The following is a 23986-nucleotide window of genomic DNA, read 5'->3' on the forward strand; positions in this document are numbered from 1 at the left end:
TGCCCGTAACCTGAATTCTACGGAAGCTGACGCACGTTTTACTTGCTTTCCGTTCGCACGGTTTTGCATCGAAAATGTCACAGGAAACTTCGTGGCACACCGCGGCGATAACTCTTCAACCCCCTTGCACTGAGTTCGAGACCCCCATGACGATCCGCCGCACCGAAGGTCCGAAGCCCACGATTCGCACCAACGCCGCTTCCGAGACGCAGGCGAAGACGGCGGCCAAGCCCGCGACCATCGCGCCGAACGTCATCAAGGATGGGTTCGGTCCCGCGGCGAAGACGACCGAGCTGGCTCGCGCCGAGAAGACGCTGAAGCCGCTGCCGCCGGCGGTGGGCCGCCTCTCCCTGGACAGCCGCGAGGCGCAGTCGGCCATCCAGACGTCGCTGGCGCACCTGACGCCCAACACGAAGACGTCCATCCGCAACCCGGGCATCGTGGGCGGCTTCCAGTTCCCCTCGTACACCCCGAAGAGCGTGGACCGTGACGAGCTGGGCATGACGCACGTGCGCCTGGACCGCCAGCACGAGGGCGTGAAGGTCTTCGGCGAGCAGGTCGTCACGCACCTGGACCAGCAGGGGCAGTTGAAGTCCGTTACGGGTGACCAGAACGACATCCCCGCGGGCCTCGGCACCCAGAAGCCGGCCCTGTCCCACACGCAGGTGCTGGACATCGCGCTGAAGGAGTTCAACGGCAAGCCGGACCGCCAGCCCCACTCCGAGCGGGTCATCTACAAGGACCCCACCGGCGAGTACCGCAACGCCTACCGCGTCGAGGTCTCCAACACGGACGGCACCGATGAGCCCCGCCGGATGAACTACCTGGTGGATGCGAACTCCGGGAAGATCTACGAGCAGTTCAACACCATCGACGGTTTCGCCCGTCAGCACGGCGCGGTGAACGGCCACGGTCACAGCCACGCGCACGGCGCGGATGGCCACGACCACGCCCACGGCGCGGATGAGGCGCACGCGGCGGCTCCGGGCACGTCCGCCGCCGACTCGGACATCAAGGCCTCCGCCACGCCGAAGGCCCCCATCAACGACCTGGCGACCGTCACGTCCAAGATCAACATCGACCAGGACGTCACGGTGGACCAGCTCAAGCTGGACCTGGACATCGACCACACCTTCAAGGGCGACCTGACGGTGGCGCTGACCAGCCCCTCCGGCAAGACGGAGACCATCCACAACCGCACCGGCGGCAGCGCGGACCACATCAAGGGCAACTTCGACCTGAGCGCCTTCAAGGGCGAGTCCGCGAAGGGCGAGTGGACGCTGACCGTGAAGGACAACGCGCGTCGCGACACGGGCACGCTGAATAGCTGGAGCCTGAACATCACCCCGAAGGCCACCCAGAAGCCCGAGGAGCCGGGCAGCCAGGCCAAGGCCGACGACACGTCCATGTACAGCGGCAAGGTCGCGCTGGAGACGACGAAGAACGCGGACGGCACCTACCAGCTCGAGGACAAGACGCGCGGCAAGGGCATTGGGACCTACGACGCGCTGAACCGTGAGCGCGCCAGCGGCCAGACGCAGGTCAAGGACGACAACGACGTCTGGGGCGAGGCCACGGACCCGGAGCGCAACCGCGCCGCGGTCGACGCCCACTTCGGCGCCCAGGCGACGTACGACTTCCTCAAGAACGTCCTCGGCCGTGACTCGATCGACGGCTCGGGCGAGAAGCTGGTCTCCTACGTCCACGTGAGCAACAACTACGTGAACGCGTACTGGGACGGCGAGAAGATGAGCTACGGCGACGGCGACGGCAAGACGGCCGGCCCGCTCACCGCGCTGGACATCGCCGGCCATGAAATCGCGCACGGCCTCACCGAGCGCACCGCCGGCCTCATCTACCGCGGCGAGTCCGGTGGCCTGAACGAGGCCATGAGCGACATCATCGGCGCGGGCGTGGAGTGGTACGCGGCCAAGTCGAACCCCGGCGTGAGCTTCAACTGGACGGTGGGCGAGCGCGCCTGGACGCCGACCAACGGCGATGACACGGACGGCCTGCGCTACATGGACGACCCGACGAAGGACGGGTACTCCATCGACCACTACAGCAACTACCCGAAGCAGACCGCCGTGCACGGCTCCAGCGGCATCGCGAACAACGCCTTCAAGCTGATGGTCGAAGGCGGCACCAACCGCACGTCCGGCATCGAAGTGAAGGACGGCATCGGCATGGAGGCGGGCCAGAAGATCTTCTACCGCGCCCTGGCCCACTACATGACGCCGAGCACCACGTTCGCCCAGGCCCGCGTCGCGACCATCAACGCGGCCACGGACCTCTACGGCGCGGACTCGGCCGAGGTGGCGAAGGTCAAGGAAGGCTGGAGCGCCGTCGGCGTGAACTAGTCGCCTGACGTCCTGAAGATTCCAGAGCCCGGTCCGGCCCGCGATACACCGCGGGCTGGCGCCGGGCTCCGGCTTTTGGAGGGCCCCGTTCGTGGCGAGGAAGGACCCGCGTCAGGAGGCGGAAGCCGTCACGGGTGCCTCCGTCACGGGCGTCGTCGCGGGCACGCCTTCCACCAGGAGCATGATGGAGTGCGCGCTCTCATGACGGAGCGCCTTGGCGGCGGCGTACTCCGGGGAGGACCACCAGGCCTGGGCCTGCTCCACGGAGGGGAACTCCAGCAGGACGAAGCGCGGGGGCTGCCACGTGCCCTCCAGCGCCTGCGTGGGCCCGCCGCGAACGAGGTAGCGGCCACCGTAGGGTTCGAGCGACGGAGGAGCGAGCTGCTTGTACCGCTCGTAGGTCTGCGCATCGTGCACCGAGACCTCGACCACGACATAGGCAGGCATGGACGCTCCTTGCGGCTGTCTCAGAACTCGTATCGGAAGACGACAGGTGCTCCCTGGGTCCGGTGCCGAGGGAACGTCCAAGCCCCAATCTTCTGCTGCATGCAACGCACGAGCGAAGTGCCGCGCAGCCACGGCGTCTCCGTGGTGATGGACTCCACCTTGCCACTGGGGAGAACGCTCAAGCGCAGCACTGCCCGGTCGCCCTCCCCCGGCGGCGCGGACTGCTCCCGGCCACAGGCCGCGAGCTCCGAACGGCGGGCGTGAACCACCGCGAAGACGGTGGCCAAGTCCAACGTCTCGCGCGGCGCGGTGGGATCCGGCGGCACCCACACGGTCCGCTTCTCCCGCTTGGTGGCGTTGGGGCCAGGCCCCGACAGCATGCGGTCGAAGTCCTCGTCCGGGCCCAGGTCATCCTCCGACCGGGGCGCCACCGCGGCCTCCGCCACCGTCGTGGCGGGCCGAGCCGAGGATGCCGGCTCCGGCGCGGGCGCCACCGAGTTCTTCCCAATCACGAACGCCACGGCGACATCCCGCGACGAAAGGCTGCCCGTGGGCCGCTCGAAGACGCGCTCCTCGGGCGAGGTGCGCGTGCCCCCCGTCGCGGCGCGCGTCGTGCGCTCTGTTCCCGTGAGCTCCGGTACGCGGTCTCCACGGTCGACGGAGACCGCGGACAGGCCCGGAGCGCTCGAGCCAGCACCCACGGGCGCCTCCGGAGGAGCACGCCGCGCGGTCTCCGCCACGGACGGGGCGAGCGAACCCGTGCTCGCGACCGGGCCATCGGACTCCATCCGGGTGCCACCGCCCGCGCCCCCGGCAGAGGGCGTGGGCGCCGCGACGTCGGGGCTCGCCTGCGCGACGGCCTCCGCCTCGGCCGATGCGGGCTCGGCGACGGCGGGCGTGGCCGACGCGCGAGGCGTGGCATCCACGGCGTCCGCGCCCTGCCCCTCGCGCTTGCCACCGTCGAACACGCCCAGCGCCAGGGCCACGGACATGCCACCCACCGCGCCCACCGCCAGGACGACGCCCAGCCGGCGCTTGCGGCGCGCCCGTGCGTCACGCGAGGCCGAGGCGTCGGTCAGCACCGCGTGCGTGCCCACCGGCTGCGGCGCGACCTCCATGGGAGGCGCCCCTCTGGCCGCGAGCGCGACGGCGCCATCGAGCGGTTCCGCATGCGGCGCCGCCGTGACAGGTCCAGGCGTCCGTGGTGCCGCGAATCCAGGGCTGTCGCTCCGGGCGGCCTCACCGCCGCTGAAGCCCGCGACGGGCTGTCCCGCGCCCTGCGGGGCACCGCCCCCGGGCACCGTCACGGGCTCCGGCGCGTCCATCCGCGGTGCCAGCGTCGCGGGCGGCACGGCCGCGGGCGTCGTCGACACCGGCGCGTGTGGCTCCAGGATCACCCGCTCCGTGGTGGCCTCGGCGAGGTCCACGGTCCGCGCGACCTGGGGCAAGCCAGACCCCATCGCGGCGGCGGGGACGGGCGGCGCCCCCGCGGGCACCGAGGAAGGCAGCAATGCCGAGGCCAGCTCCGGGATGTGCCCCAGGGGCAACCACTCCCCGAACCCCTCGCGCCAGCAGAGTGAATCCGGCCCCACCGCGCCGCGGTCCAGGTGGCCTTTCAACTCCGTGAGGTCGTGCGGGCCATAGGCCGCGCCTCCGATGACGATGTACCAGGCCTGCTTCGCGGGGGGCGGCGCCGCCTCGCGAGGAGGCTCCTCTCCCAAGGTGGAGGCACGGGTGCGGCCCGCGCCCCGGTGCAGGCGCTCCGACTGCGGGGCCTCACGGTAGCGCGGTTGGGCGGAGGCGCGGACGCGGAGGTTCTTGTCCGTCCGGAGCTGGCCCACGATGGCATCCAGCTCCGCGTCCGACACGCCGTCCAGCACGGGCGAGCTGCCCGCGTCAGGGGGCTCGGGGGCAGCCTCCCGGCGGTGGTCCGGGTTGGCGTTGTCTTCCCCTGAGTTGCCGGCCATCGACCCGCTCCTTCATTCCATCCGGTCCCGGATAAGCCGCACCATCAGACCTCACCCAATGGAATGCCACCACGGCGATTCGTCAACGGCGAGCGTCTGCGCGGAGGTGGACATGGCCCCCACGTAGGACGGGTCCCTAGCGTAGTTCCCCGGACCCACCTTCGTACAATCGAGCGCCTGTGCGCCGCGAACGTACAGCAGCAGACGCCGCCTCCCTGGTCGGCCACCAGGCACGAAACGTAAGCCCACTGACGGGCTCAGCGCACCTTGACGGCGAAGGCGCGTGGCCACACCACATGTCAGGGATTCACCTACGCGATGCCCGTGCTAACGCCCCGGCCCCGCGGGAGGCTTCGCCAGGGGGACCTCCTCGAAGCCCAGCATCGCGTCGGCCAGGCGCTGCGCCGATTCACGCTCCGCCTCGGCCGTGAGCGCCCCCATCACCTGGATGCCGAGCAACGACAGGCCTTCCTCCAGCCCCAGCGCGGTCTCCACCCCATCGAGTTCGATGCCCATGCTCTGGAGCGTGAGGGCCACGTCCGCGCCCATGCCGCAGAGCACGGTCCGCGTGCCCATCAATCGCGCGGAGGCCGCCAGCCGGGCCAGCACCGCGCACAGGTGGCTGTCCACCATCCAGAGTCCGGAGATGTCCACCACCATGCCGCGCGCGCGGGTGCGCTGGATGTCGCGCAGCACGTCCGAGCACAACTGCGCGGCCTGCGCGTCGGTGATGTCGCCCTGCAACGGAACGATGAGATTGCCCCAGAGCGGAATGATGGGGATGCGCGCGGTGTCGCGCTCGGGCCGGGCGAGTGCAGCGGAAGCGGCGAAGCTCATGGTGTCTCCACGTCCACCACCAACACGGTGGCGTCGTCGGTGTTGCGGCCGTAGCGCTCCATCAGCAGGTCGCAGGCCGCGTCAGGAGAGAGGTTCCGGGTGTCATCGAGCTCCAACCGCGAACTCAAGCCATCGCTGAAGACGGCCATCCGGTCCCCCGGCAGCAAGGCCGCGGACGTCACCCGCAGCGCGCGGTGGGACTGGCCGAGAATGCCCGGCGTGGGAATCACGGGCACCCGCGTGCCGCGCGTGCGCAGCTCCACGTTGCCCACGCCGCCGCAGTGCACCCGCTGGCCGTCGAAGAGCGCGACCATCACCGCCGCGCCCCGCCCACTCCGCAGCGCCAGGTGCATCGCGGCGACGATGGACTCCACGTCCTGGTTCAAGTCGACCTGCGCCAGACACCGCAGGGCCTCCGAGGTGACCCGGGCCGCCACAGGGCCGTGGCCCAGCGCATCCACCACCGCGCACAACGTCCGCGAGCGCTCCTGGCGGACCATCACCCCGTCCCCGTTCTCCAATTCGCCCACCTTGGGCCGGGAGCGATGGGCGATGGCGAGTCTCACAGCCACACCTCGAACTCCACCTGCGTGCCGTCGGGCCCGGTGCGCACATCGAAGCGGTCCGCCAGACGCTTCACGCCCAGCAGCCCCAGCCCCATGCCCGTCTTGCTCTTGTAGGTGCCCGACAGCACGCGCGTCAGGTCCGAGATGCCCTGACCGGAGTCCTCGGCGCTGACGCGCAACACCCGCTTGGGGTCAAGCTGCGGCGCGAGGTGGATGGTGCCGCCCCCCGCGTAGGAGATCTGGTTGCGCGCCAGCTCACTCACGGCCGTGGCCACCTTCTGGCACTCGTAGCCGCGGCCTCCCATGGACTCGCACATGACCTTCGCCGCGAGCCGCGCATGGCTGGCGTCCGCCTCCGTGCGCACCAGATAGGTCGTCGCACGGACGTCCGATGGCGCGGCCGTGGCCCCCACCCCGTTCGAGGCGGGCGACGTCGACAACAACAGCTTGAGCTGCGTCATCAACTGCGGCTTGCGCACGGGGTCCACGAAGTGACGCGTCGCCGGCTCCAGCGCTTCGATGATGCGAGGCAGCTCCGCACGCGTCGCCGATTCCAGGGACAGCCGCAGGGGCTCCAGCGTGCCGCGCAGCACCAACCGCGCCGCCGTCTCCGACATGAATTGCTGAAGGACGCGCAGAATCCCCGCGCACACAGGACCGCCGCTCACGCCTGCCTCCGCTTCTCGTGAACCACCCGCTTGCGCGCCACGACTTCCAGGCCGCCGCCGTCGCGGTTCGCCACGTGGACCGAATCGCTGAGGCGCCGCACCGCCGCGCCGCCCTCGCCCAGGCTCTCCCCGGGCAGCGGCCCCGGACGCCCTTCCTCCCGGCCCGAGAAGAGTCGTGAGGGGTCCGCCATGCCGGGGCCTCGGTCCGTCGAGCGGATGCAGAGCCACTCCGGCTCGCGCCACAGCTCGACCCAGCCGCGGCCCCCCGCGTGGCGCACCAGGTTGGTGGCCAGCTCGCTGACCACCACGGCCACCTCGGCGCTGGCGCGGGCCGGAAGGCCGTGCTCCCGGGCGTAGCGGCGACTCAGCGCGGCGGCGACCGCGGCATCCGACCTCGAGGAAACCTCGATGCTGAACATCGGCTCAACTTCTGAGAGCATGGGAGTTCGGGAGAGCAATCGTCCAACCAAGCTGCAATATTGCAATGCAGCTCCCTCAATCGAACCACCACCGCGCCGGTGATGTAAAGCAACGCCCAGTCATCCCCGACCCTCGGCTTCCATCCCTGGAAAGGCCGGACTTGAATGAAGGGTTTTCCCGAAGTCGAAACGGGAGTTCAGCGCTTCCCGCCGACGCGGCCCCGAGTTCCCGGAACCGGCGTCAGCGCCCGCCTGCCGCGCCCGAGCCCCCGAAGGCGGCTCGGGCAGTCCTCCCGTTCAGACGCCGGTCAGCTCGTGCAGTTGGAGGTCCGGCCCCACGGCCAACGTGTGGCCCTGGGCCAGCTCCACCCAACCCGCGGAGCGCTTGAGATGACTGGCCACCACGACGGTATGACGGCGGCGGTGCGCGCTCACCGCCGGCTGGGTGTCGGGTGTGGACGGCGTCACCTCGCACAGCTCGCATTCCGCCGCCCCCTCCAGCCGCGTGCAGAACAGGGGCGGTTCGCCGAAGCGGGTCGCCGCCAGGAGGGTGCCGTTGGTGGCCACGAGGTTCAGCGAGGGCGTGCGCGCCACGCCAGCCTGGGCCGCGGCGCGCGCCACTTCACGCGCGGTGTCCGCCAACACGCGACCCGCCAGCTCCGCCTCGAGCCGAGGATCCTCCGTGCGGCCGAGGTCGCGCAGATTCTTGAGGAAGGTGGCGAACAGGAGCTCCCCCGGTGTGCCGCCACGCACCTGCCGGCGCAGGTGATCCGGGAGCGCGTCCATCAACGCCGCGCGAAGTGGCTCGAGCCCCTGTCCGTCGCCCTGGTGGGCGAAGAGCCAGCGGCGGGACCGGAAGGGCTGGGTGTTCTCCTCCAGCGACAGGCCCACCGGGAGCTGGCCCGCGTGGAAGAGCAGCGCGTCGGACTCATGCGGAGGCGCGAGCGAGTCCAGCGTCAGCGCCTCGCTGCTCGCATAGCGCCGCAGGAGGACTTCATCCTGGGCGTAGGAGCCCACCCCCACGGCGTTGGCCCTCGAATCACCATGGAGCAGGACCTGGCCCTGGAGGCGGTGCAGCTCGCATCGGAGCAGGTTCGGGTCGGACGTCAGGGCAGCGAGGATGACGGACATGGATGAGTAAACCCCCTTCCCATCGAGAGATAATGGCCTCGGTGCGCCCCCTCAAGCCAGCGGGCATGCTCCCTTGCACCCTCCCTAAGCCCTTGAAATGGCTGGGCTTTATTGACACGGGAACGTTGACACCCGCTTCTGGGGGTGCCTAACCTCCGTGCCCTTCACCGACGGACCTCTGCTGAAGGTCTTCACCGGAGACGGAATGGCGGACGACATCGCAATTGGCATCGACCTGGGCACTTCGTACTCGTGCGTGTCGGTGGTCCAGGACGGCCAGCCCATTGTCATCCCCAACGAATGGGGTGAGACGACCCATGCCTCCTGCGTCTCGTTCCTCGAGGACGGCTCGGTGCTGGTGGGCAACGCGGCCAAGAAGAACATCATCACCAGCCCGGAGCAGACCGTCTATTCCGCCAAGCGGCTCATCGGGCGCTACTACTTCTCCGACGAGGTGAAGAAGGCGCAGGCGGTGATGCCGTACCGCATCGTCGAGGGCGAGAACAACTCGGTGCGCATCGCGGTGAACGACCACAGCTATTCGCTCCCGGAGATCAGCGCGCTGGTCCTCAAGGAGATGAAGGCGGTGGCGGAGACGTACCTGGGCCAGGAGGTGACCAAGGCCGTGGTCACCGTGCCCGCGTACTTCAACGACAACCAGCGGCAGGCCACCAAGGACGCGGGTCGCATCGCGGGCATGGAGGTGCTGCGCATCCTCAATGAGCCCACCTCCGCGGCGCTCGCGTACGGCTTCGGCCGCGACGTGAACCAGCGCGTGGTGGTCTACGACCTGGGCGGCGGCACCTTCGACGTGTCGATTCTGGAGATCGGCAAGGACGTGTTCGAGGTGCTGGCCACCGCGGGCGACACGTACCTGGGCGGCGACGACTTCGACGACCGCATCATGACGTGGCTGGCGGATGACTTCCTGGCCCGCACGCGCCTGGACGTGCGCCAGAACAAGTTCTGCCTGCAGATGCTCAAGGAGGCCGCGGAGAAGGCGAAGATCGACGTGGGCCAGACGGGCTCGGCCGACATCCTGTGCCAGGGCATCTGCCAGGACGCGGACGGCAACATCATGGACCTGAAGGGGCAGCTCAATCAGGACCAGTTCAACCGCATGGTGATGGACCTGGTGCAGCGCACCTTCAAGGTGTGCGACGAGGCCCTCCAGAGCGCGCGCCTGACGGCGGCGGACATCGACGCGGTCATCCTCGTGGGCGGCCCCACGCGACTGCCCATCATCCGCAACTCGGTGAAGCACTACTTCCAGAAGGATCCGCTGGAAGGCATCAACCCGGACCAGGTCGTGGCCATGGGCGCGGCGCTCCAGTCGCACGCGCTGCTCGACAGCAAGACGGAGACGTTCCTGGTGGACGTCACGCCGCTGTCGCTGCGGATTGGCACGGTGGGCGGGTACACCGAGAAGATCATCGACAAGAACACGCCGGTGCCCATCGACCGCTCGAAGACGTTCACCACCAGCCGGGATGGCCAGGAGAAGGTGAAGATTCGCGTGTACCAGGGCGAGTCCAACCGCGCCGACGAGTGCGAGATGCTCGGTGAGTTCGAGTTCGCGGGCTTCCGCATCGGCTACCGCGGCGAGGTGAAGATCGAGGTCACCTTCGAAATCAACACGGATGGCCTGGTGCATGTCTCCGCCTGCGACACGGAGACGGGTCAGAAGACGTCGACCTCCATCACCTTGTCGTCCGGCATGAGCGAAGCCGACATCCAGCAGTCCATCCAGGCCAACCGGAACACCCGGCTCGCCGGCCACAACAGCAACGACCTGCCCGCCGTGGCGCAGTAAGGCCGCGACCCGACCACGCCGATGTCCCAGCCCTCAGACCCCAGCGACGGGAAACCGACGGGAGCGCCGCCCGGGACGCCGGCCACGCCCGCTCGGCCCGCCGTCCCGCGAGTGACGGCCGCCGTGCCTGGGCCCGTGACGGTTCCGACGGCCCCCGCCAGCGCGGCGACGCCAGCGCCTCGGCCGCCACCGGCCGCGAAGTCACCCGCGATGGCGCCCACGCCGCCGCCCCGGGCCACCCTGACGGGGATTCCCGCCGTGCGCCCGGCCACGGGGGCTGGCGCGGGGACACCGGCGGGTGGACGTCCCGCCGTGCCAGGGGCCACGGGCGCGGGTGGCGTGAATCCGCAACGCCCCGTGCCACCCGGAGCGGGTGTTGGGGCCGCGCAGAAGTCGCCAGCCTCGGTGCCTGGGGTTCCGCCTGTCAGCGCCAGTGCGGCGCCACCGGTGTCGCCCATCACGCTCCCGAACATCCCCGCTGTGGAGTCTGGTCCCACGCCTCGCGGGACGCCCACCACCCTCCCTGGCATTCCTTCCGTGTCACCTGGAGCGACGCCCCGAGTGGGCGCTGACACGAGTCCGCCACTCCCCCGCGCGGCGGGGACGGCCAGCCCCGATGGCACGCCAGCCACCGGCCGCGTCGCCGCGGCGAGAACCACTCCCGCTGGAGCCGCCACACCCCCGCCACGCCCGGGCATGGTCCCCGGTGCCGCAGGGGCACCCACGCCCGCACCTCGCACAGCGGCAGGCGGAACCACTCCAGTTCCTCGCCCCGTGGGCGCGGCTGGCGGCGCGACTCCCGTTCCTCGCCCTGTGGGTGCGGCAGGCGGAACCACGCCAGTTCCCCGCACGGCAGGCGCAGCAGGCGGAACCACGCCAGTTCCTCGCCCCGCCGGCGCGGCAGGCGGCGCGACTCCCGTTCCTCGCCCTGTGGGCGCGGCAGGTGGAACCACGCCAGTTCCTCGCACCGCAGGCGCAGCAGGCGGCGCGACTCCCGTTCCTCACATCGGCCCTGACGCTGCTCCGGCCAGTGCGCCGCTGAACCCCGGTGTCGCCGGAGGCTCGGCATCGGAAGCAGTGCCATCCGTCGCGCCGCTCGGTCCCAATGCGACAGGTGAGACGTCCGCCACGGGGGCCGTTCCCTCCGTACTGAGCGCGGGCACGGCGTCGGGCACGGTCCCTTCTGTCGCGCCGTTGAGCGCCAAGGCTCCGTCTGGCCCCTTGCCTTCAGTGGCACCGACGAGGCCCACCGTACAGTCAGGCGCCGTGCCCTCTGTCGCGCCACTGAGCTCCAAAGCCCCTTCAGGGGCGGTGCCTTCTGTCGCGCCCCTGAGCCCCAAAGCCCTTTCGGGAGCGGTGCCCGCAGTCCCCTCTGTCGCGCCACTGAGCCCCAACGCCCCTTCGGGAGCAGTGCCCTCTGTCGCGCCACCGAGCCCCCAAGCCCCTTCGGGAGCGGTACCTTCCGTCGCGGCACTGAGCCCCACTGCTACGTCTGGAGCGGTGCCCTCCGTCGCGCCGCTGGACGCCAACAAGACATCAGGGGCAGTGCCCACGGTCGCTCCGCTGGGCGCCAACAAGACATCAGGGGCAGTGCCCACCGTAGCTCCGCTGGGCGCCAACAAGACATCAGGGACAGTCCCCACTGTCGCGCCGCTGGGCGCGAACAAGACGTCAGGGGCCGTCCCCACTGTCGCTCCGCTGGGCGCGAACAAGACATCAGGGGCAGTCCCCACCGTCGCGCCGCTGAGCACTGGCGCCGTGCCCTCCGTGGCCCCAGCGCGGCCGACCGCACCTTCTGGCGCCGTGCCCTCCGTGGCCCCAGCGCGGCCGACCGCACCTTCTGGCGCCGTGCCCTCCGTCGCGCCAGCGCGGCCGACCGCACCTTCTGGCGCCGTGCCCTCCGTGGCGCCAGCGCGGCCGACCGCGCCCTCTGGCGCGGTGCCCTCCGTCGCGCCGCTGAGCCCCAGTGCCCCGCCGGGAGCAACTCCCGCCATCCCCCCCGTGGCCGGTGCTCCCGGAGCCCGCCCGCGCCCGCCGCCCGTGCTCGCGCTGGGCCAGGTGGCCCCGCCCGTGGCGCCATCCGCGTCGCCTCCGCAGCGGCCCGGCGCACGGCCCACCATGTCCCTGCCCGCGCTGGTGCCCGCGGGCGCCACGCCACCGCGCCCTCCGGCCGCCCCGCGCCCGCCCGCCGTGCCTGGAGTCCCGTCCGTCGCGCCGCTCGCGGCCACGCCTGGAATCCCCTCCGTCGCGCCGCTCGGCGCCGGGCCGAAGGCACCGACCCTCAGCGTGCCCGCGATTCCCTCCGTGGCCCCGGCCGTGCCGCCAGCGGCCGCCGTCCCCCCTCCCCCGCCGACGTCTGCGGACAAGGGCCCGGGGCTCGACCTCCAGCAGCTCGCGGACCTGGAAGCCCGCTGCGCGAAGCTCGACCAGCTCGACTACTTCGAGCTGCTCGCCCTGGAGCGCACGGCCACGCCCGCGGACATCAAGCGCGCCTTCTACCGGGAGAGCCGCACCTACCATCCCGACCGCTTCTTCCAGATGGATTCGAAGGAGCTGAAGGAGCGCGTCAACGAACTCTACAAGCGCGTCACCGAGGCCTACTACGTCCTGCGCGACGACACGAAGCGCAAGAAGTACGTCGCCGACGTGACGGGCCCCGAGCGCGCCCAGAAGCTGCGCTTCACCGAAGCCTCCGAGGCCGAAACCAAGGCCGCCGCCAAGAAGGAGCAGGAGGAGCAGATCGGCACCCACCCCAAGGGCCGCCAGTTCTTCCAACAGGCGCAGAAGGACGCGGACGCCGGCAACTGGTCCGCCGCCGAGCGCAACCTCAAGATGGCGCTCACCTATGAGCCGGCCAACGCCCGCTACAAGGAGCGCCTGGCGGAAATCCAGAAGCAGTCCCAGGACGAGTCCCGCGACAAGGGCGGCTCGTTCAAGATTCGCTGACGGCGGCGCCTGGGGAGAGCATGGTCATCGACCTCATCATCCTCGGACTGGTGCTCTTCTTCGCCCTCATCGGGGCGGCGACGGGCGTGTCCCGGCAGGTCGCCAACTGGGCGGGGCTCGCGGTGGGCTACTTCGCCTCGCGACGGCTGGGCCCGGTGGCGGGGCCGCACCTGGCGGAGGCCCTGGGCAGCCCGCTCTTCCTGGGCTTCATCGTGGGCACGGTGCTCGTCTTCATCTGCACCTGGCTCGCGGTCCGCTACGCCCTGGGCGCGCTGCTCCTGCGCATCCTCTCCACCGGCCAGCACAACGAGAACCGCGGGCTGGACCGCTTCCTCGGCTTCGTGCTCGGCGGCGCGAAGATGGGCCTCATCGCCTGGGTCATCCTCAGCGGCATCGCCTTCTTCGAACAGCACGTCGTCATCGCCGGGCGCCGCGTGGGCTTCTCCCCGAAGGAGTCGCTCTCCATCGAGGTGGCCCGCCGCTACAACCTCTTCGAGATGACGCAGTTCGCCCCCGTGGGGAACCTCGTGGAGGTCTCGAAGGCGGCGGGCGACCCGAAGCGCGCCGGCAAGCTCCAGGACGACCCCGCATACAAGGCTTTGCGCAAGGACCCGCGCTTCCAGCGCCTGCTCCAGGACCCGAAGCTGAAGCAGGCCCTGGCGCGAGGAGACACCGCCGCGCTGCTGCGCAACGACGGTGTCCTCCAGCTCATCCAGGACCCGGACGTGGTGGCCCGGCTGGGCGCCGCGGCGCGCGCGTCCGAGCGCGCGCCCTGACTCACACGTCCAACTGCGTCGAATCCAACCCGCGCAGCCGCTCGCGCACGAAGCCCGCGTCCACCGTCACCTGGTGCCGCCGCCGCTCGGGCGCCTCGAACATGACGTCCGACATGACGTGCTCCAGGATGGACCGCAGCCCGCGCGCGCCCAGGCCCCGCTCCACGGAGTAGCGCACCACCTCGCGCAGCCCGGGCGCGGCGAAGTCCACCTCCAGCTCGTCCATGGCCAGCAGCTCGCGGAACTCGCGGACGATGGCATCCGGCGGCTCGGTGAGGACGCGGAGCAGGTCGTCCTCCCCCAGCCGGTCCAACTGCACCACCACCGGCAGGCGCCCGAGGAACTCCGCCAACATGCCGAACTCCGTGAGCTGGCGGGTGCTGATGCGCCGCTGTCGCTGCTTCGCCGCGTCGTCCGCGCCAAAGCCCATGGAGCGCCCGCCCTCGTCACCGTAGTCGTGCAGGTCGCTGAACGTCCCCGCGCAGATGAAGAGGATGTCGCGCGTATCCACCTGCACGAAGTCACTTTTGTTCCACGCCTGGGTGACATTGAGGGGCACGTACACCTCGCGGCCCTCCAGCAGCTTCAGCAGCGACTGCTGCACGCCCTCGCCGCCGATGTCGCGGCTCCCCGCACCGTTGCGGGCGCTCTGGGAGCGCCGGGCAATCTTGTCCACCTCGTCGATGAAGATGATGCCCCGCTGGGTGTCCTCCACGGAGTGGTTCGCCTTGAAGAGGAGGTCGGAGATCATCACCTCCACGTCCTTCCCGTAGTAGCCGGCCTCCGTGTACTCGGTGGCGTCCACGGTGGTGAACGGGACATTGAGGATGTCCGCCAGGTTGCGGGCGATGTGTGTCTTGCCGCTCCCGGTGGGGCCTATGAGCAAGATGTTGGATTTCTTGATGAGCGAGGTCCGGCGCAGCCTTCGCGCCAGGAGGCGCTTGAGGTGATTGTGGGCAGCAATGGCCACGGCGCGCTTGGCGCCGGACTGGCCGATGACGAAGCGGTCCAGCCGCTCGTAGATTTCCCGCGGGGTCAGCACCGCTTCTTCCCTGCGTGCGGACGACTCCATGTACCCTCCCCTTGTGTCCACGCGTCCCTCGGACGCACCGGGAAAAGGTAGGAATTGAATGGAGAGTCGGCCCGAGGGAGGAGAAGCACCGGGCGGCCGCCCCGCCAGCCTGCCTGCCCTCCGCGCAAGCGGCTGTTGAATACGGAGGGGGTTTCCGATAGTTCCCGCGCGATTTCCCGTGCCCGGCTTCATAGTGCATGGGGAGTTACCCCCTTCAACCCAGGGAGCCTCGAGAAGCCGATGCCCGCAAACGCCCCTCCCCACCGCTGGACCCTTGCCGACGCGCACGAGCTGTACGGAATCCGCAACTGGGGCAAGCCCTACTTCGGCATCAACGAGAAGGGCCATGTGATCGTCCACCCGGACGGTCCCCAGGCCCCGAACATGGACCTGAAGGAGTTGGTGGACGAAGTGCGCCGCCGGGGCATTGGCCTGCCGCTGCTGATCCGGTTCACGGACGTGCTCCGCCACCGCGTCGTCCACCTGAACGAGGCCTTCCGCAAGGCCATGGTCGACCAGGGCTTCAAGGGCGACTACCGCGGCGTCTACCCCATCAAGGTGAACCAGCACCGCTACGTGGTGGAGACGCTCATCGAGGCGGGCAAGGGCTACAACTACGGCCTGGAGGCCGGCAGCAAGCCCGAGCTGCTCGCGGTGATGGCGCTGCTGGAGAACGAGAACGCCCTCGTCATCTGCAACGGCTACAAGGACGAGGAGTACATCGAGACGGCGCTCTTCTACTCGCGCCTGGGCCGCAACGTCATCCTGGTGGTGGAGAAGCCCAGCGAGCTGCCGCTCATCGCGGAGGTCGCGCGCCGCACGGGCATCGTCCCCCGGCTGGGCATGCGCGTGAAGCTGTCCACGCGCGGCGCCGGCAAGTGGGAGGCCAGCGGCGGAGACCGCTCCAAGTTCGGCCTGTCCTCCTCCGAGCTGATGAACTGCATCAGCTTCATGAAGGACACGGGCCTGCTCAACTCCTTCGAGCTGCTGCACTTCCACCTGGGCAGCCAGATCTCCAACATCCGCAACGTGAAGAACGCGCTGCGCGAGGTGGGCTGCTTCTACGTGGAAGTGGCCCGTCAGGGCGCGCCGCTGAAGTACCTGGACGTGGGCGGCGGCCTGGGCGTGGACTACGACGGCTCCCAGACGAACTTCGCCTCCTCCATGAACTACACCACGGAGGAGTACGCCAACGACGTGGTGTTCGGCGTGATGGAGGCGTGCGACCGCGCCGGCGTGCCGCACCCCACGCTCGTGTCCGAGTCCGGCCGCGCCGTGGTGGCGCACCACGCGGTGCTGGTGGTGGACGTGCTGGGCACCAGCGAGTTCGACCCCGCCCAGGTTCCGGAGAAGGTGGACGACAAGGCGCCCTCCGTGGTGCGCAACCTCTGGTCCACCTACCGCGAGGTCACCAACAAGAACCTGCTGGAGGCGTGGCACGACGCGCAGGACGCCAAGGAGGAGAGCCTCACCCTCTTCTCGCTGGGCCACCTGTCGCTGGAGCAGCGCGTGGCGGCCGAGAACATCTACTGGGCCACCTGCCACAAGATCATGCGCATCGCCAAGGAGCAGGGCGAGATTCCCGAGGAGCTCGACTCCCTGGAGAAGGCGCTGAGCGACACGTACTTCTGCAACTTCTCCGTGTTCCAGTCGCTGCCGGACTCGTGGGCCATCGACCAGCTCTTCCCGATGATGCCCATCCACCGCCTGGCGGAGAAGCCGACGCGCCGCGCGACGCTGGCGGACATCACCTGCGACTCGGACGGGAAGATCGAGCACTTCATCGACAAGCGCGAGGTGAAGGACGCCCTCGAACTGCACGCGCTGAACGATGACGACTACTACCTGGGCATCTTCATGGTGGGCGCCTACCAGGAGATTCTGGGCGACCTCCACAACCTCTTCGGTGACACGCACGCGGTGCAGGTGTCCCTGGGGCCCAACGGCGGCTACCTCATCGACAACGTGGTGGCCGGCGACACGGTGACCGAGGTGCTCAACTACGTCAGCTACACCAAGGACGACCTGGTGGCGAAGCTGCGCAAGTTCACCGAGGCCGCGCTGCGCCAGGGCCGCATCACCCTGGACGAGTCGCGCAACCTGCTGCGCATGTACGAGGACGGCCTCTCCGGCTACACGTACCTGGAGCGCGAAGTCGACGCGAGCTTCGGTGGCAGCGCCAGCCAGCTCCGCCTGGTGCCCACGCCGGACGCCACGGCCCGGCCCGCTTCGTCTCCGCCCGGCGCCTCCGGGACGTCGGGGAGCTGAGCCCCCGAGCCTGAACAGAAATGAAGTTCCGGCCCCCTGTCGCCATGCCGCGGCAGGGGGCTTCTTCATGCCGCCCCGTCCCGCGCAGTGCCCCGCGACCAGCGGCTCGCCTGAGCCGAACGGGGCTGGGGCGCCCCGTCCCGCTCAGTGCCCCGCGATGAGCGGCTCCCCCGAACCGAACGGCAGGGGCTCCTCCGAGAAGGCCACGTCCGCGGCCTGGGCCCGCAGGCGCTGGAGCACCGAGCGCTGCGCCTCACCGCGCTGCACGAGCGACTCGAAGGGGAAGCGCGCCAGCCGAGGGTCCTTCACCGACACGCGGGCCAGGGTGCGCCACAAGGACAGCCGGCCCTCCGTCGCCGCGCACAGCCCCTCCAACTCCAGCAGCCGGCTCAGCGGGGAGTAGCGCACCAGCGTGCCATTGAGCTTCAACCGCGACACCTTCTCCACGGCCCAGGCGGCGCGCGTCTTCAGCCCGTCGCGCTTCAGCTCCAGGGCCTCCATCACCGACACCAGCGTGGCCTGGTCCTCCTTCAACTCGGGGATGAGCGTCGCCAGGTAGCGGCCCAGCAGGTTGCCGTGGTTCTCCGCCTCGGTGCGGACCGCCAGCTCCACACCGCCCACCGAGCCAGCCAGATGGTCATTGAGGTAGATGCCCAGCCGCTTCGCATGCATGCCCAGTCCTCCGATGGGGAACCCCGCAGCCGGGGAACCTGGACACGGCGATGCCTGCCCGCAACAACGGCGGGCAAGCTCGTTCGGAGGGCGGGCGAGCCTGCGTCCTCAGTCCGGATAGCTGAACGCGATGGGCAGCTTCACGTCGGGATGGAGGCTGCGAGCCACCGGGCACTCCCGGCCCGCCGTCTCCAGCTTCGCGCGCTGCTCAGCGGACAGGCCCGCCGGCATCTGGATGTCCAGCACCAGCTCGCCAATGCGGCGAGGCGGCGGCGTCATGCGCTTCTCCACGCGGGCGCGCACCTCGCCCAGCGAGATGCCCTCACGCGAGGCGAACAGGTGCATCGTCGTCACCGCGCACGACATCAGCGCCGCGCCCACCATGTCCGTGGGCGAGAAGCTGCCGCCGGTGCCTCCGTTGTCGCGCGGCGCCTCCGTGTGGCTCACCGTGCTGGACGGGCCGTGGGTGAGCTGCGTCTTGAACTGGGGCTGGCTGACCAAGGTCATCACCACGCCCGTGGCGGGAGTCTGCGTCTGGCTCATAGGAGAAGGCTCCACGGCCTTCACGCTCCAGTCCAGCGTCTTCACTTGTTCCGCTTCCGCGCCCCACCCGACACCTTCGTGGGCGACTCCGGGACGCGCTCGGGCGCGCCGAGCACCTGTGCCCGAACCTGCTCGGCCGGGAGGTGGGAAGTGTCCGCCAGGACACAGGAGACGAAGGCCAGCTCCGCCAGGGCACGCCGCGCGCGCTGACGCACCGCGGGGTCCTCCGAGGACAGGACGTCCGTGGCGGAGGCGACATAGCTGCTCGCCAACGACTCGAAGAGGTACACCCGGTTCTCGATGGTCGTATCGGTCTTCTTGCCCATAGGGCGCTGAGAGTAGGCCTCCCGGGTGGCGGCGGCACCCCGGATGGCGCAAGTTGGTGTGAAACCCGGCACAGGTCGCGTAAGGGACCTGACGCACCTCTCACCTCGGAGCCCGCCGTGATTGACCTGCACTCGCACACCACCGCCAGCGACGGTCAATATGCGCCCACGGAGCTGCTGACGCGGGCGGCCGCCGCGGGTGTCACGGTGTTGGCGGTGACGGACCACGACACCGTCGCGGGACTGGCGGAGGCCGCGGAGGCCGCGCGCGCCCATGGCGTGGAGCTGGTGCCGGGCATCGAAATCTCCGCGTTCATCCACGGCCGCGAGTGCCACATCCTGGGCCACTTCCTGCGCCCCGATGACGAGGACATCGCCCGCTTCGCGGACCGGCTGCGGCTGGAGCGCGAGCAGCGCATGGAAGCCTTGCTCGAACGGATGCGGCAGCTCGGCTACCCGGTGCGGATGGAGCACGTGCTCGCGGTGGCCGGTGACGCGCAGTTGGGCCGCCCGCACCTGGCCCGCGTGCTGGTGGACCGCGGCTGGGTCGTGGACGTGAAGGAGGCCTTCGACCGCTTCCTGGGCGCGCGCGGCGCCGCCTGGGTGGAGCGCTTCAAGCTCGCGGGCGAGGACGCCATCCGGCTCATCCGCAACGCGGGCGGCACCGCCACCCTCGCCCACCCCGGCTCGTCGCGCATGGAGCGGCTCGAAATCCGCGCGCTCGCCCAGGCCGGACTCGCCGGGTTGGAGGTCCTGCACGAGGACCACAACCCCAGCGTGCGTCAGAAGTACCTCGCCCTCGCGAAGGACCTGGACCTGGTCCCCACCGCGGGCAGCGACTTCCACGGCGAGGCCATCTCCGCCGACCACCGCCTGGGCACCGCCTCCATGCCGCCCGAGCTGTTCGCGAAGCTCAAATCACGCGCGCAGGCATGAACTGCTACAGGCATGTAAAAATGAGATTTCGAGAAATTTGATAGGCTCCGGCCTGCATGGAGTGCCCCAGCGAGACGACACTGAGCGACTTCCTCGAGGGAGCGCTCCCGGACGCGCACCGCACGCGCGTGCTGGTTCACGTCGAAGGCTGTGAGCGTTGCCAGGAGCACCTGGCCCTGGGCGCCAGCGCGTCGGAAGCCACGCCCGAACCCACGGGCGGGCCACTCGTCTCGGCGGGCACGCGGCTGTCGCGTTACGTGGTGCAGGAGCGAATCGGCCAGGGCGCCATGGGCGAGGTGTACGCGGCCCATGACCCTGAGCTGGACCGCCGGGTGGCGCTCAAGCTGCTGCGCCCCGAAGGCCGTCACCTGGAAGAGCTCCGCCTGCGGCTCCTGCGCGAGGCCCAGGCCCTGGCCCGGCTGGCCCACCCGCATGTCGTCACGGTGCACGATGTGGGAGTGTGCGACGGCTGCGTCTTCCTGGCCCTGGAGCTGGTGGAGGGCATGTCCCTGGCGGAGTGGCTGGAGACGCCGCGCCCCTGGCAGGACATCCTCCGCGTGTTCATCGATGCGGGACAGGGCCTGGCGGCCGCGCACGCCGCGGGACTGGTGCACCGCGACTTCAAGCCCAGCAACGTCCTCGTCGGGCGTGACGGCCGGGTGCGGGTGACGGACTTCGGGCTCGCGCGGCCCTCGAACCACCTGCAACGGCTTCGGAGCGCGCCACCGCCTTCCACCGCGGAGCCCTCGCTCGACACGCCACTGACGCGCTCGGGCGCGCTGCTGGGCACGCCCGCGTACATGGCGCCCGAGCAGCTCCAGGGCCACGGGGTGGACGCGCGCTCGGACCAGTTCAGCTTCTGTGTCGCGTTGTACGAAGCGCTGCACGGCGTGCGCCCCTTCGAGGGCAAGAGCCTGGAGGACCTGGGCCGCGCCGCGCGCGAGGGCCGCATCCGTCCACCGGAGCGCGAATCGAAGGTGCCCGCGCGAATCCGCAACGCGGTGCTGCGGGGACTGCGCGCCCGGCCGGAGGAGCGCTTCGCATCGGTGGAGGCCCTGCTGACCGAGCTGTCCCCTCGCACCCGGCGCGTCCGAGCCTGGGTCGGCGCCCTGGTGGCCTCGGCGTGTCTGCTGGGGCTCACCGTGGGCTACGTGGGGGCGCAGCAGCGACAGTCGAGCTGTGAGCAGGAAGCCCAGAAGCTCGCCACCCTCTGGGGCTCGGAGCGCCGGGAACGGATTCGCTCGGCCTTCCTCGCCACCGGCAAGCCCTTCGCCGCGGACGCCTGGGAGAGCGTGGCCACCACGATGGACAGCCACGCCACCACCTGGCGCGAGCTGCGCACCGAGGTCTGCCGCGCGTCGCGCGCCGATGCCAGCGCCGCGTGGCAGACGGCCACGTGCCTGGACACCCGGCTGTGGCACCTCTCCGCGGTCATCGACGTGTTGGAGAAGGCCGATGCCCGGACGGTGCAGAACGCACCGCAGATGGTGGCCGCGCTCGAGGGGCTCACCGGCTGCAGGGACGCGCCCGAGCTGGCGACGCGGCCCCAGCCTCCGGAGGTGCTGCGCGCTCGGGTGGACGCCGCGCGCCGCAAGCTGGCGGAGGCCCGGGCCCACATGGACGCGGGCAATCACCCGCAGGCCCTGGAGGTCTCCACGGCCCTGCTGAAGGACATCGAGGGCCTCGACTACCGCCCCCTGGAGGCGGAGGTCCGCACCCTGCACGGCTATGCCCACGGGCTCGCGGGCAAGCTGCCGGAAGCCGAGGAGCACCTCTACCAGGCGCTCTTCGCGGCCGAGGCGGGACGCGACGACGAGACGGTCGCCCGCGTGTGGAACCTCCTGCTGTGGGTGGTGGGCGACCAGATGGCGCGCGTGGACGAAGCCAACCGGCTGGTGCGGCACGCCCGCGCGGCGGTGGAGCGCCTGGGACGTGAGCGGTTCCCCAACGTCGCCACCGACCTGCACCTGCGCATGGGGGGCTTGCTGCTGATGCAAGGCAAGCTGGAGGAAGCGGACGCCGAGTACACCCAGGGCCTGGAGCTGGCACGCCGGACGACGGGCCCCTCGCGCCCGCGCGTCACGTACTTCCTCACCGGGCTGGGCCGCGTGCGCTCACGGCAGCTCCGCGCGGAGGAGGCCCTGGCGCTCTACCGCGAGGCCCAGGCCCATGCCTTCCAGGAGCGGCAATGGAGCCCCGAGCATCCCGTGCTCGCGCTCAACCTCAACAACATCGCCACCGAGCTGCTGGCCCTGGGCCGCACGCAGGAAGCGCTCGACACCTTCCAACGCTCGCTGTCGCTGCTGGAGGCCGCGCGCTCCAAGGACCACGCGAGCCTGGCCGCGCCGCTCAACAACCTGGCGGGCCTGCTGCGCAGAGAAGGCCGGCTGGAGGAAGCCCGCGACCACTACGCGCGGGCGCTGGCCATCTTCGAGCGCGTGAAGGGGCCGGACCACCCCAACACCGTCACCGCGCTCGGCGGCCTGGGCATGGTGGCCTATGACTCGGACCGGCTCGACGAGGCGCTCGCCCACAACCAGCAGGCCCTGGAGCGCATCCAGCGCAGCGTGGGTGAGCATTCGCCCAGGCTGGAGATGTCCCTGCGCAACCTGGGCCTCATCCACCTGCGCGCGGGCAACCCCGCGCTGGCGCGGAGGCAACTCACGCAGGCGCTGAGCCTGCTCCAGAAGGAGAACGGCGCCGACAGCGTGGTGACCTGCGGCGTGGTGCGGGACCTCGCCCGGGTGGACCTGGAGACGCGGGCCTACAAGGCCGCCCTCACCCGCTGCGAGCAGTCCCTGGCGCTGGACGAAGCCGCCCAGGGAAAGGACAGCCCGGACGTCGCCCTGGACCTCGCGTGCCTGGGCGAGGCGCACCTGGGCCTGGGCACCCCAGCGCGAGCGGTGCCGCTGCTCGAACGCGCGCGGCGCATCCATGCCCGCGTGTGGTTGGACCGCAAGGAGGCGGCGCGGGTGTCCTTCCTCCTCGCCAAGTCGTTGTGGGAGCGGCCGGGCCAGGAAGCACGCGAGCAGGTGACGTCCCTCCTCCATGAAGCCGAGACGTGGCTGGAGGCCCAGGGGCTGCGCGCACGGCGTGACTGTGACGAACTCCAGACCTGGCGGGCGCGGAACCTTCCCAGCGTGAGCGAGGTCCGGCGATGACAGCCTCGTCCGGCACGCTGACGGCGCTGCTGCTGGCGGCCGCCCCGGCGGCGTTGCATGACGCGCTCCTGTCGTCACCGGAGCTGGAGTCCCTGCTGGCGACGCTGCTCGAACAGGGACGAGAAGCCTGGCCCACCGTCACGCTGGAGCCAGGACACGTCTTGCATCACGTGGGCCGCCACCTGCGCGAGGAAGGCACGCCGATGGACGCGCTCCGCCAGCTCAACGCCGCGGACGTGTACCTCGCGTGTGCTTGCGCACAGGGCGTCCCGCACGCGTTGCAGCTCTTCGAGAAACACGTCGTTCAGAAGACGGCCGCGCGGCTGTCCCGGTACCCGGCGGCGCTCGTGGACGAGGTGCTCCAGGTGACGCGCCAGCGGCTGCTGCTGGGCATGGAGGGCCGGGCTCCAAAAATCGCGGAGTACTCGGGCCGGGGCTCCCTGGGCGGCTGGGTGCGCATCGTCGCCTCGCGCATCGGCGGCGAGCTGCAGGAGCACGCGGGCCGGCATGCCCCCCTGGTCGCGGCGCCCGAGGCCCTGGAGCAGTTGCTGTCGCGCGCCGACCCGGAGCGCGACGTGCTCCAGGCCCACTCCAAGCAGGCCTTGTCCGAATCGCTCCAGGCGGCGCTCGCGGCCCTCACTGAGCGAGAGCGCGCCCTGCTGCGCCTGCACCACCTCCACGGCCTCACCATGGACCGCATCGCGACGCTGTACGCGGAGCCCCGCTCCAGCGTGGCGCGCCACGTGGCGCAAGCCCGCGAGCGGCTGCTGAAGCAGACGCACCGGGAGCTGGCCACGCGGCTGAAGCTGAACGGGCGCGAGGTGGAGAGCCTCCTGGGCCTGGTGCAGAGCCGCCTGGACCTCAGCCTCCACCGGCTGATGGGATGAAGCACGGCACGCCTGCATCTCCCATGAACAGCGCATACGCTTCGCCCACGAGGTGGAGCGGCGCATCGACGGGGTCCAGCAATCCCACGCCTGAGCGCCGCACCCGCTTGAGCTCCAACGTCGCGCGCTTCTAGATTCGCGGCCACGGCCCGTCCGTGGCCGCGCATCACCCCACCGCACCTGGACGAGAG

Annotated in this window: 19 protein-coding genes; 8 read left to right on the plus strand and 11 right to left on the minus strand. The window is 70.4% G+C overall.

The annotated features are described in order from the left end of the window. The first annotated feature begins 146 nt into the window (after window positions 1-146). A complete protein-coding gene (locus tag A176_RS20600) occupies window positions 147-2360 on the plus strand; it encodes a M4 family metallopeptidase (RefSeq protein ID WP_002634907.1) in 2214 nt (737 codons plus the stop codon). A gap of 111 nt (window positions 2361-2471) precedes the next feature. On the opposite strand, the gene A176_RS20605 is transcribed toward A176_RS20600, so the two are convergent. The 7 genes from A176_RS20605 to A176_RS20635 all read right to left on the minus strand — a co-directional run bounded on the left by A176_RS20605 (window position 2472) and on the right by A176_RS20635 (window position 8395). Next, on the minus strand, window positions 2472-2807 hold the full coding sequence (locus tag A176_RS20605; protein WP_002634906.1) for a DUF1330 domain-containing protein: 336 nt from the start codon (window positions 2805-2807) through the stop codon (window positions 2472-2474). A gap of 20 nt (window positions 2808-2827) precedes the next feature. After that, on the minus strand, window positions 2828-4774 hold the full coding sequence (locus A176_RS20610; RefSeq protein WP_002634905.1) for a GYF domain-containing protein: 1947 nt from the start codon (window positions 4772-4774) through the stop codon (window positions 2828-2830). 327 nt (window positions 4775-5101) lie between these two features. Beyond that, a complete protein-coding gene (locus A176_RS20615) occupies window positions 5102-5611 on the minus strand; it encodes an STAS domain-containing protein (RefSeq protein ID WP_002634904.1) in 510 nt (169 codons plus the stop codon). Then, the gene (locus tag A176_RS20620; RefSeq protein WP_002634903.1) at window positions 5608-6183 is read right to left on the minus strand and encodes a SpoIIE family protein phosphatase; all 576 of its coding nucleotides are present in this window, start codon (window positions 6181-6183) and stop codon (window positions 5608-5610) included. The genes A176_RS20615 and A176_RS20620 overlap by 4 nt, the downstream gene beginning before the upstream one ends. Further along, window positions 6174-6845: an ATP-binding protein gene (locus A176_RS20625; protein ID WP_002634902.1), complete on the minus strand. Its 672-nt coding sequence runs from the start codon at window positions 6843-6845 to the stop codon at window positions 6174-6176. Before A176_RS20625 ends, A176_RS20620 begins: the two co-directional genes overlap by 10 nt. Then, window positions 6842-7285: an ATP-binding protein gene (locus A176_RS20630; protein ID WP_226993941.1), complete on the minus strand. Its 444-nt coding sequence runs from the start codon at window positions 7283-7285 to the stop codon at window positions 6842-6844. The genes A176_RS20625 and A176_RS20630 overlap by 4 nt, the downstream gene beginning before the upstream one ends. Before the next feature lie 276 nt (window positions 7286-7561). Beyond that, on the minus strand, window positions 7562-8395 hold the full coding sequence (locus tag A176_RS20635) for a class II glutamine amidotransferase (protein WP_002634900.1): 834 nt from the start codon (window positions 8393-8395) through the stop codon (window positions 7562-7564). A gap of 205 nt (window positions 8396-8600) precedes the next feature. On the opposite strand from A176_RS20635, the gene dnaK reads away from it, so the two are divergent. The 3 genes from dnaK (at window position 8601) to A176_RS20655 (ending at window position 13930) form a co-directional block, all read left to right on the plus strand. Then, window positions 8601-10208, plus strand: a complete 1608-nt coding sequence (dnaK, locus tag A176_RS20640) for a molecular chaperone DnaK (RefSeq protein WP_044890144.1) — start codon at window positions 8601-8603, stop codon at window positions 10206-10208. 2070 nt (window positions 10209-12278) lie between these two features. Continuing rightward, a complete protein-coding gene (locus A176_RS20650) occupies window positions 12279-13154 on the plus strand; it encodes a J domain-containing protein (protein ID WP_226993942.1) in 876 nt (291 codons plus the stop codon). A gap of 20 nt (window positions 13155-13174) precedes the next feature. Then, complete coding sequence (locus A176_RS20655) at window positions 13175-13930, plus strand: CvpA family protein (RefSeq protein WP_002634897.1); 756 nt, start codon at window positions 13175-13177, stop codon at window positions 13928-13930. A gap of 1 nt (window position 13931) precedes the next feature. Here A176_RS20655 and clpX read toward each other — a convergent pair whose 3' ends face one another. Next, window positions 13932-15002, minus strand: coding sequence for an ATP-dependent Clp protease ATP-binding subunit ClpX (gene clpX, locus A176_RS20660; RefSeq protein WP_002634896.1), 1071 nt, complete (start codon window positions 15000-15002; stop codon window positions 13932-13934). 240 nt (window positions 15003-15242) lie between these two features. On the opposite strand from clpX, the gene speA reads away from it, so the two are divergent. Next, a complete protein-coding gene (gene speA, locus A176_RS20665) occupies window positions 15243-17270 on the plus strand; it encodes a biosynthetic arginine decarboxylase (protein ID WP_002634895.1) in 2028 nt (675 codons plus the stop codon). 144 nt (window positions 17271-17414) lie between these two features. Here speA and A176_RS20670 read toward each other — a convergent pair whose 3' ends face one another. From A176_RS20670 to A176_RS20680, 3 genes are all read right to left on the minus strand, one after another. Then, the gene (locus tag A176_RS20670; protein ID WP_002634894.1) at window positions 17415-17942 is read right to left on the minus strand and encodes a hypothetical protein; all 528 of its coding nucleotides are present in this window, start codon (window positions 17940-17942) and stop codon (window positions 17415-17417) included. A 108-nt stretch (window positions 17943-18050) separates the two neighbouring features. Beyond that, window positions 18051-18485 carry an OsmC family protein gene (locus A176_RS20675; RefSeq protein ID WP_044890142.1) on the minus strand — a complete coding sequence of 145 codons (435 nt, stop codon included), beginning with the start codon at window positions 18483-18485 and terminating at the stop codon, window positions 18051-18053. Window positions 18486-18526: 41 nt separating this feature from the next. Next, a complete protein-coding gene (locus tag A176_RS20680; RefSeq protein ID WP_002634892.1) occupies window positions 18527-18811 on the minus strand; it encodes a hypothetical protein in 285 nt (94 codons plus the stop codon). A gap of 117 nt (window positions 18812-18928) precedes the next feature. Here A176_RS20680 and A176_RS20685 point away from each other — a divergent pair, with 117 nt between their 5' ends. The 3 genes from A176_RS20685 to A176_RS20695 are packed head-to-tail and all read left to right on the plus strand — an operon-like array spanning window position 18929 to window position 23795. Next, complete coding sequence (locus A176_RS20685) at window positions 18929-19747, plus strand: PHP domain-containing protein (RefSeq protein WP_002634890.1); 819 nt, start codon at window positions 18929-18931, stop codon at window positions 19745-19747. A gap of 56 nt (window positions 19748-19803) precedes the next feature. Then, window positions 19804-22908: a tetratricopeptide repeat protein gene (locus A176_RS20690; RefSeq protein ID WP_002634888.1), complete on the plus strand. Its 3105-nt coding sequence runs from the start codon at window positions 19804-19806 to the stop codon at window positions 22906-22908. After that, window positions 22905-23795, plus strand: coding sequence for a sigma-70 family RNA polymerase sigma factor (locus A176_RS20695; RefSeq protein WP_002634887.1), 891 nt, complete (start codon window positions 22905-22907; stop codon window positions 23793-23795). Before A176_RS20690 ends, A176_RS20695 begins: the two co-directional genes overlap by 4 nt. The last annotated feature ends 191 nt before the right edge of the window (window positions 23796-23986 follow it).

It is taken from the genome of Myxococcus hansupus, from assembly GCF_000280925.3.
Lineage (GTDB): Bacteria > Myxococcota > Myxococcia > Myxococcales > Myxococcaceae > Myxococcus > Myxococcus hansupus.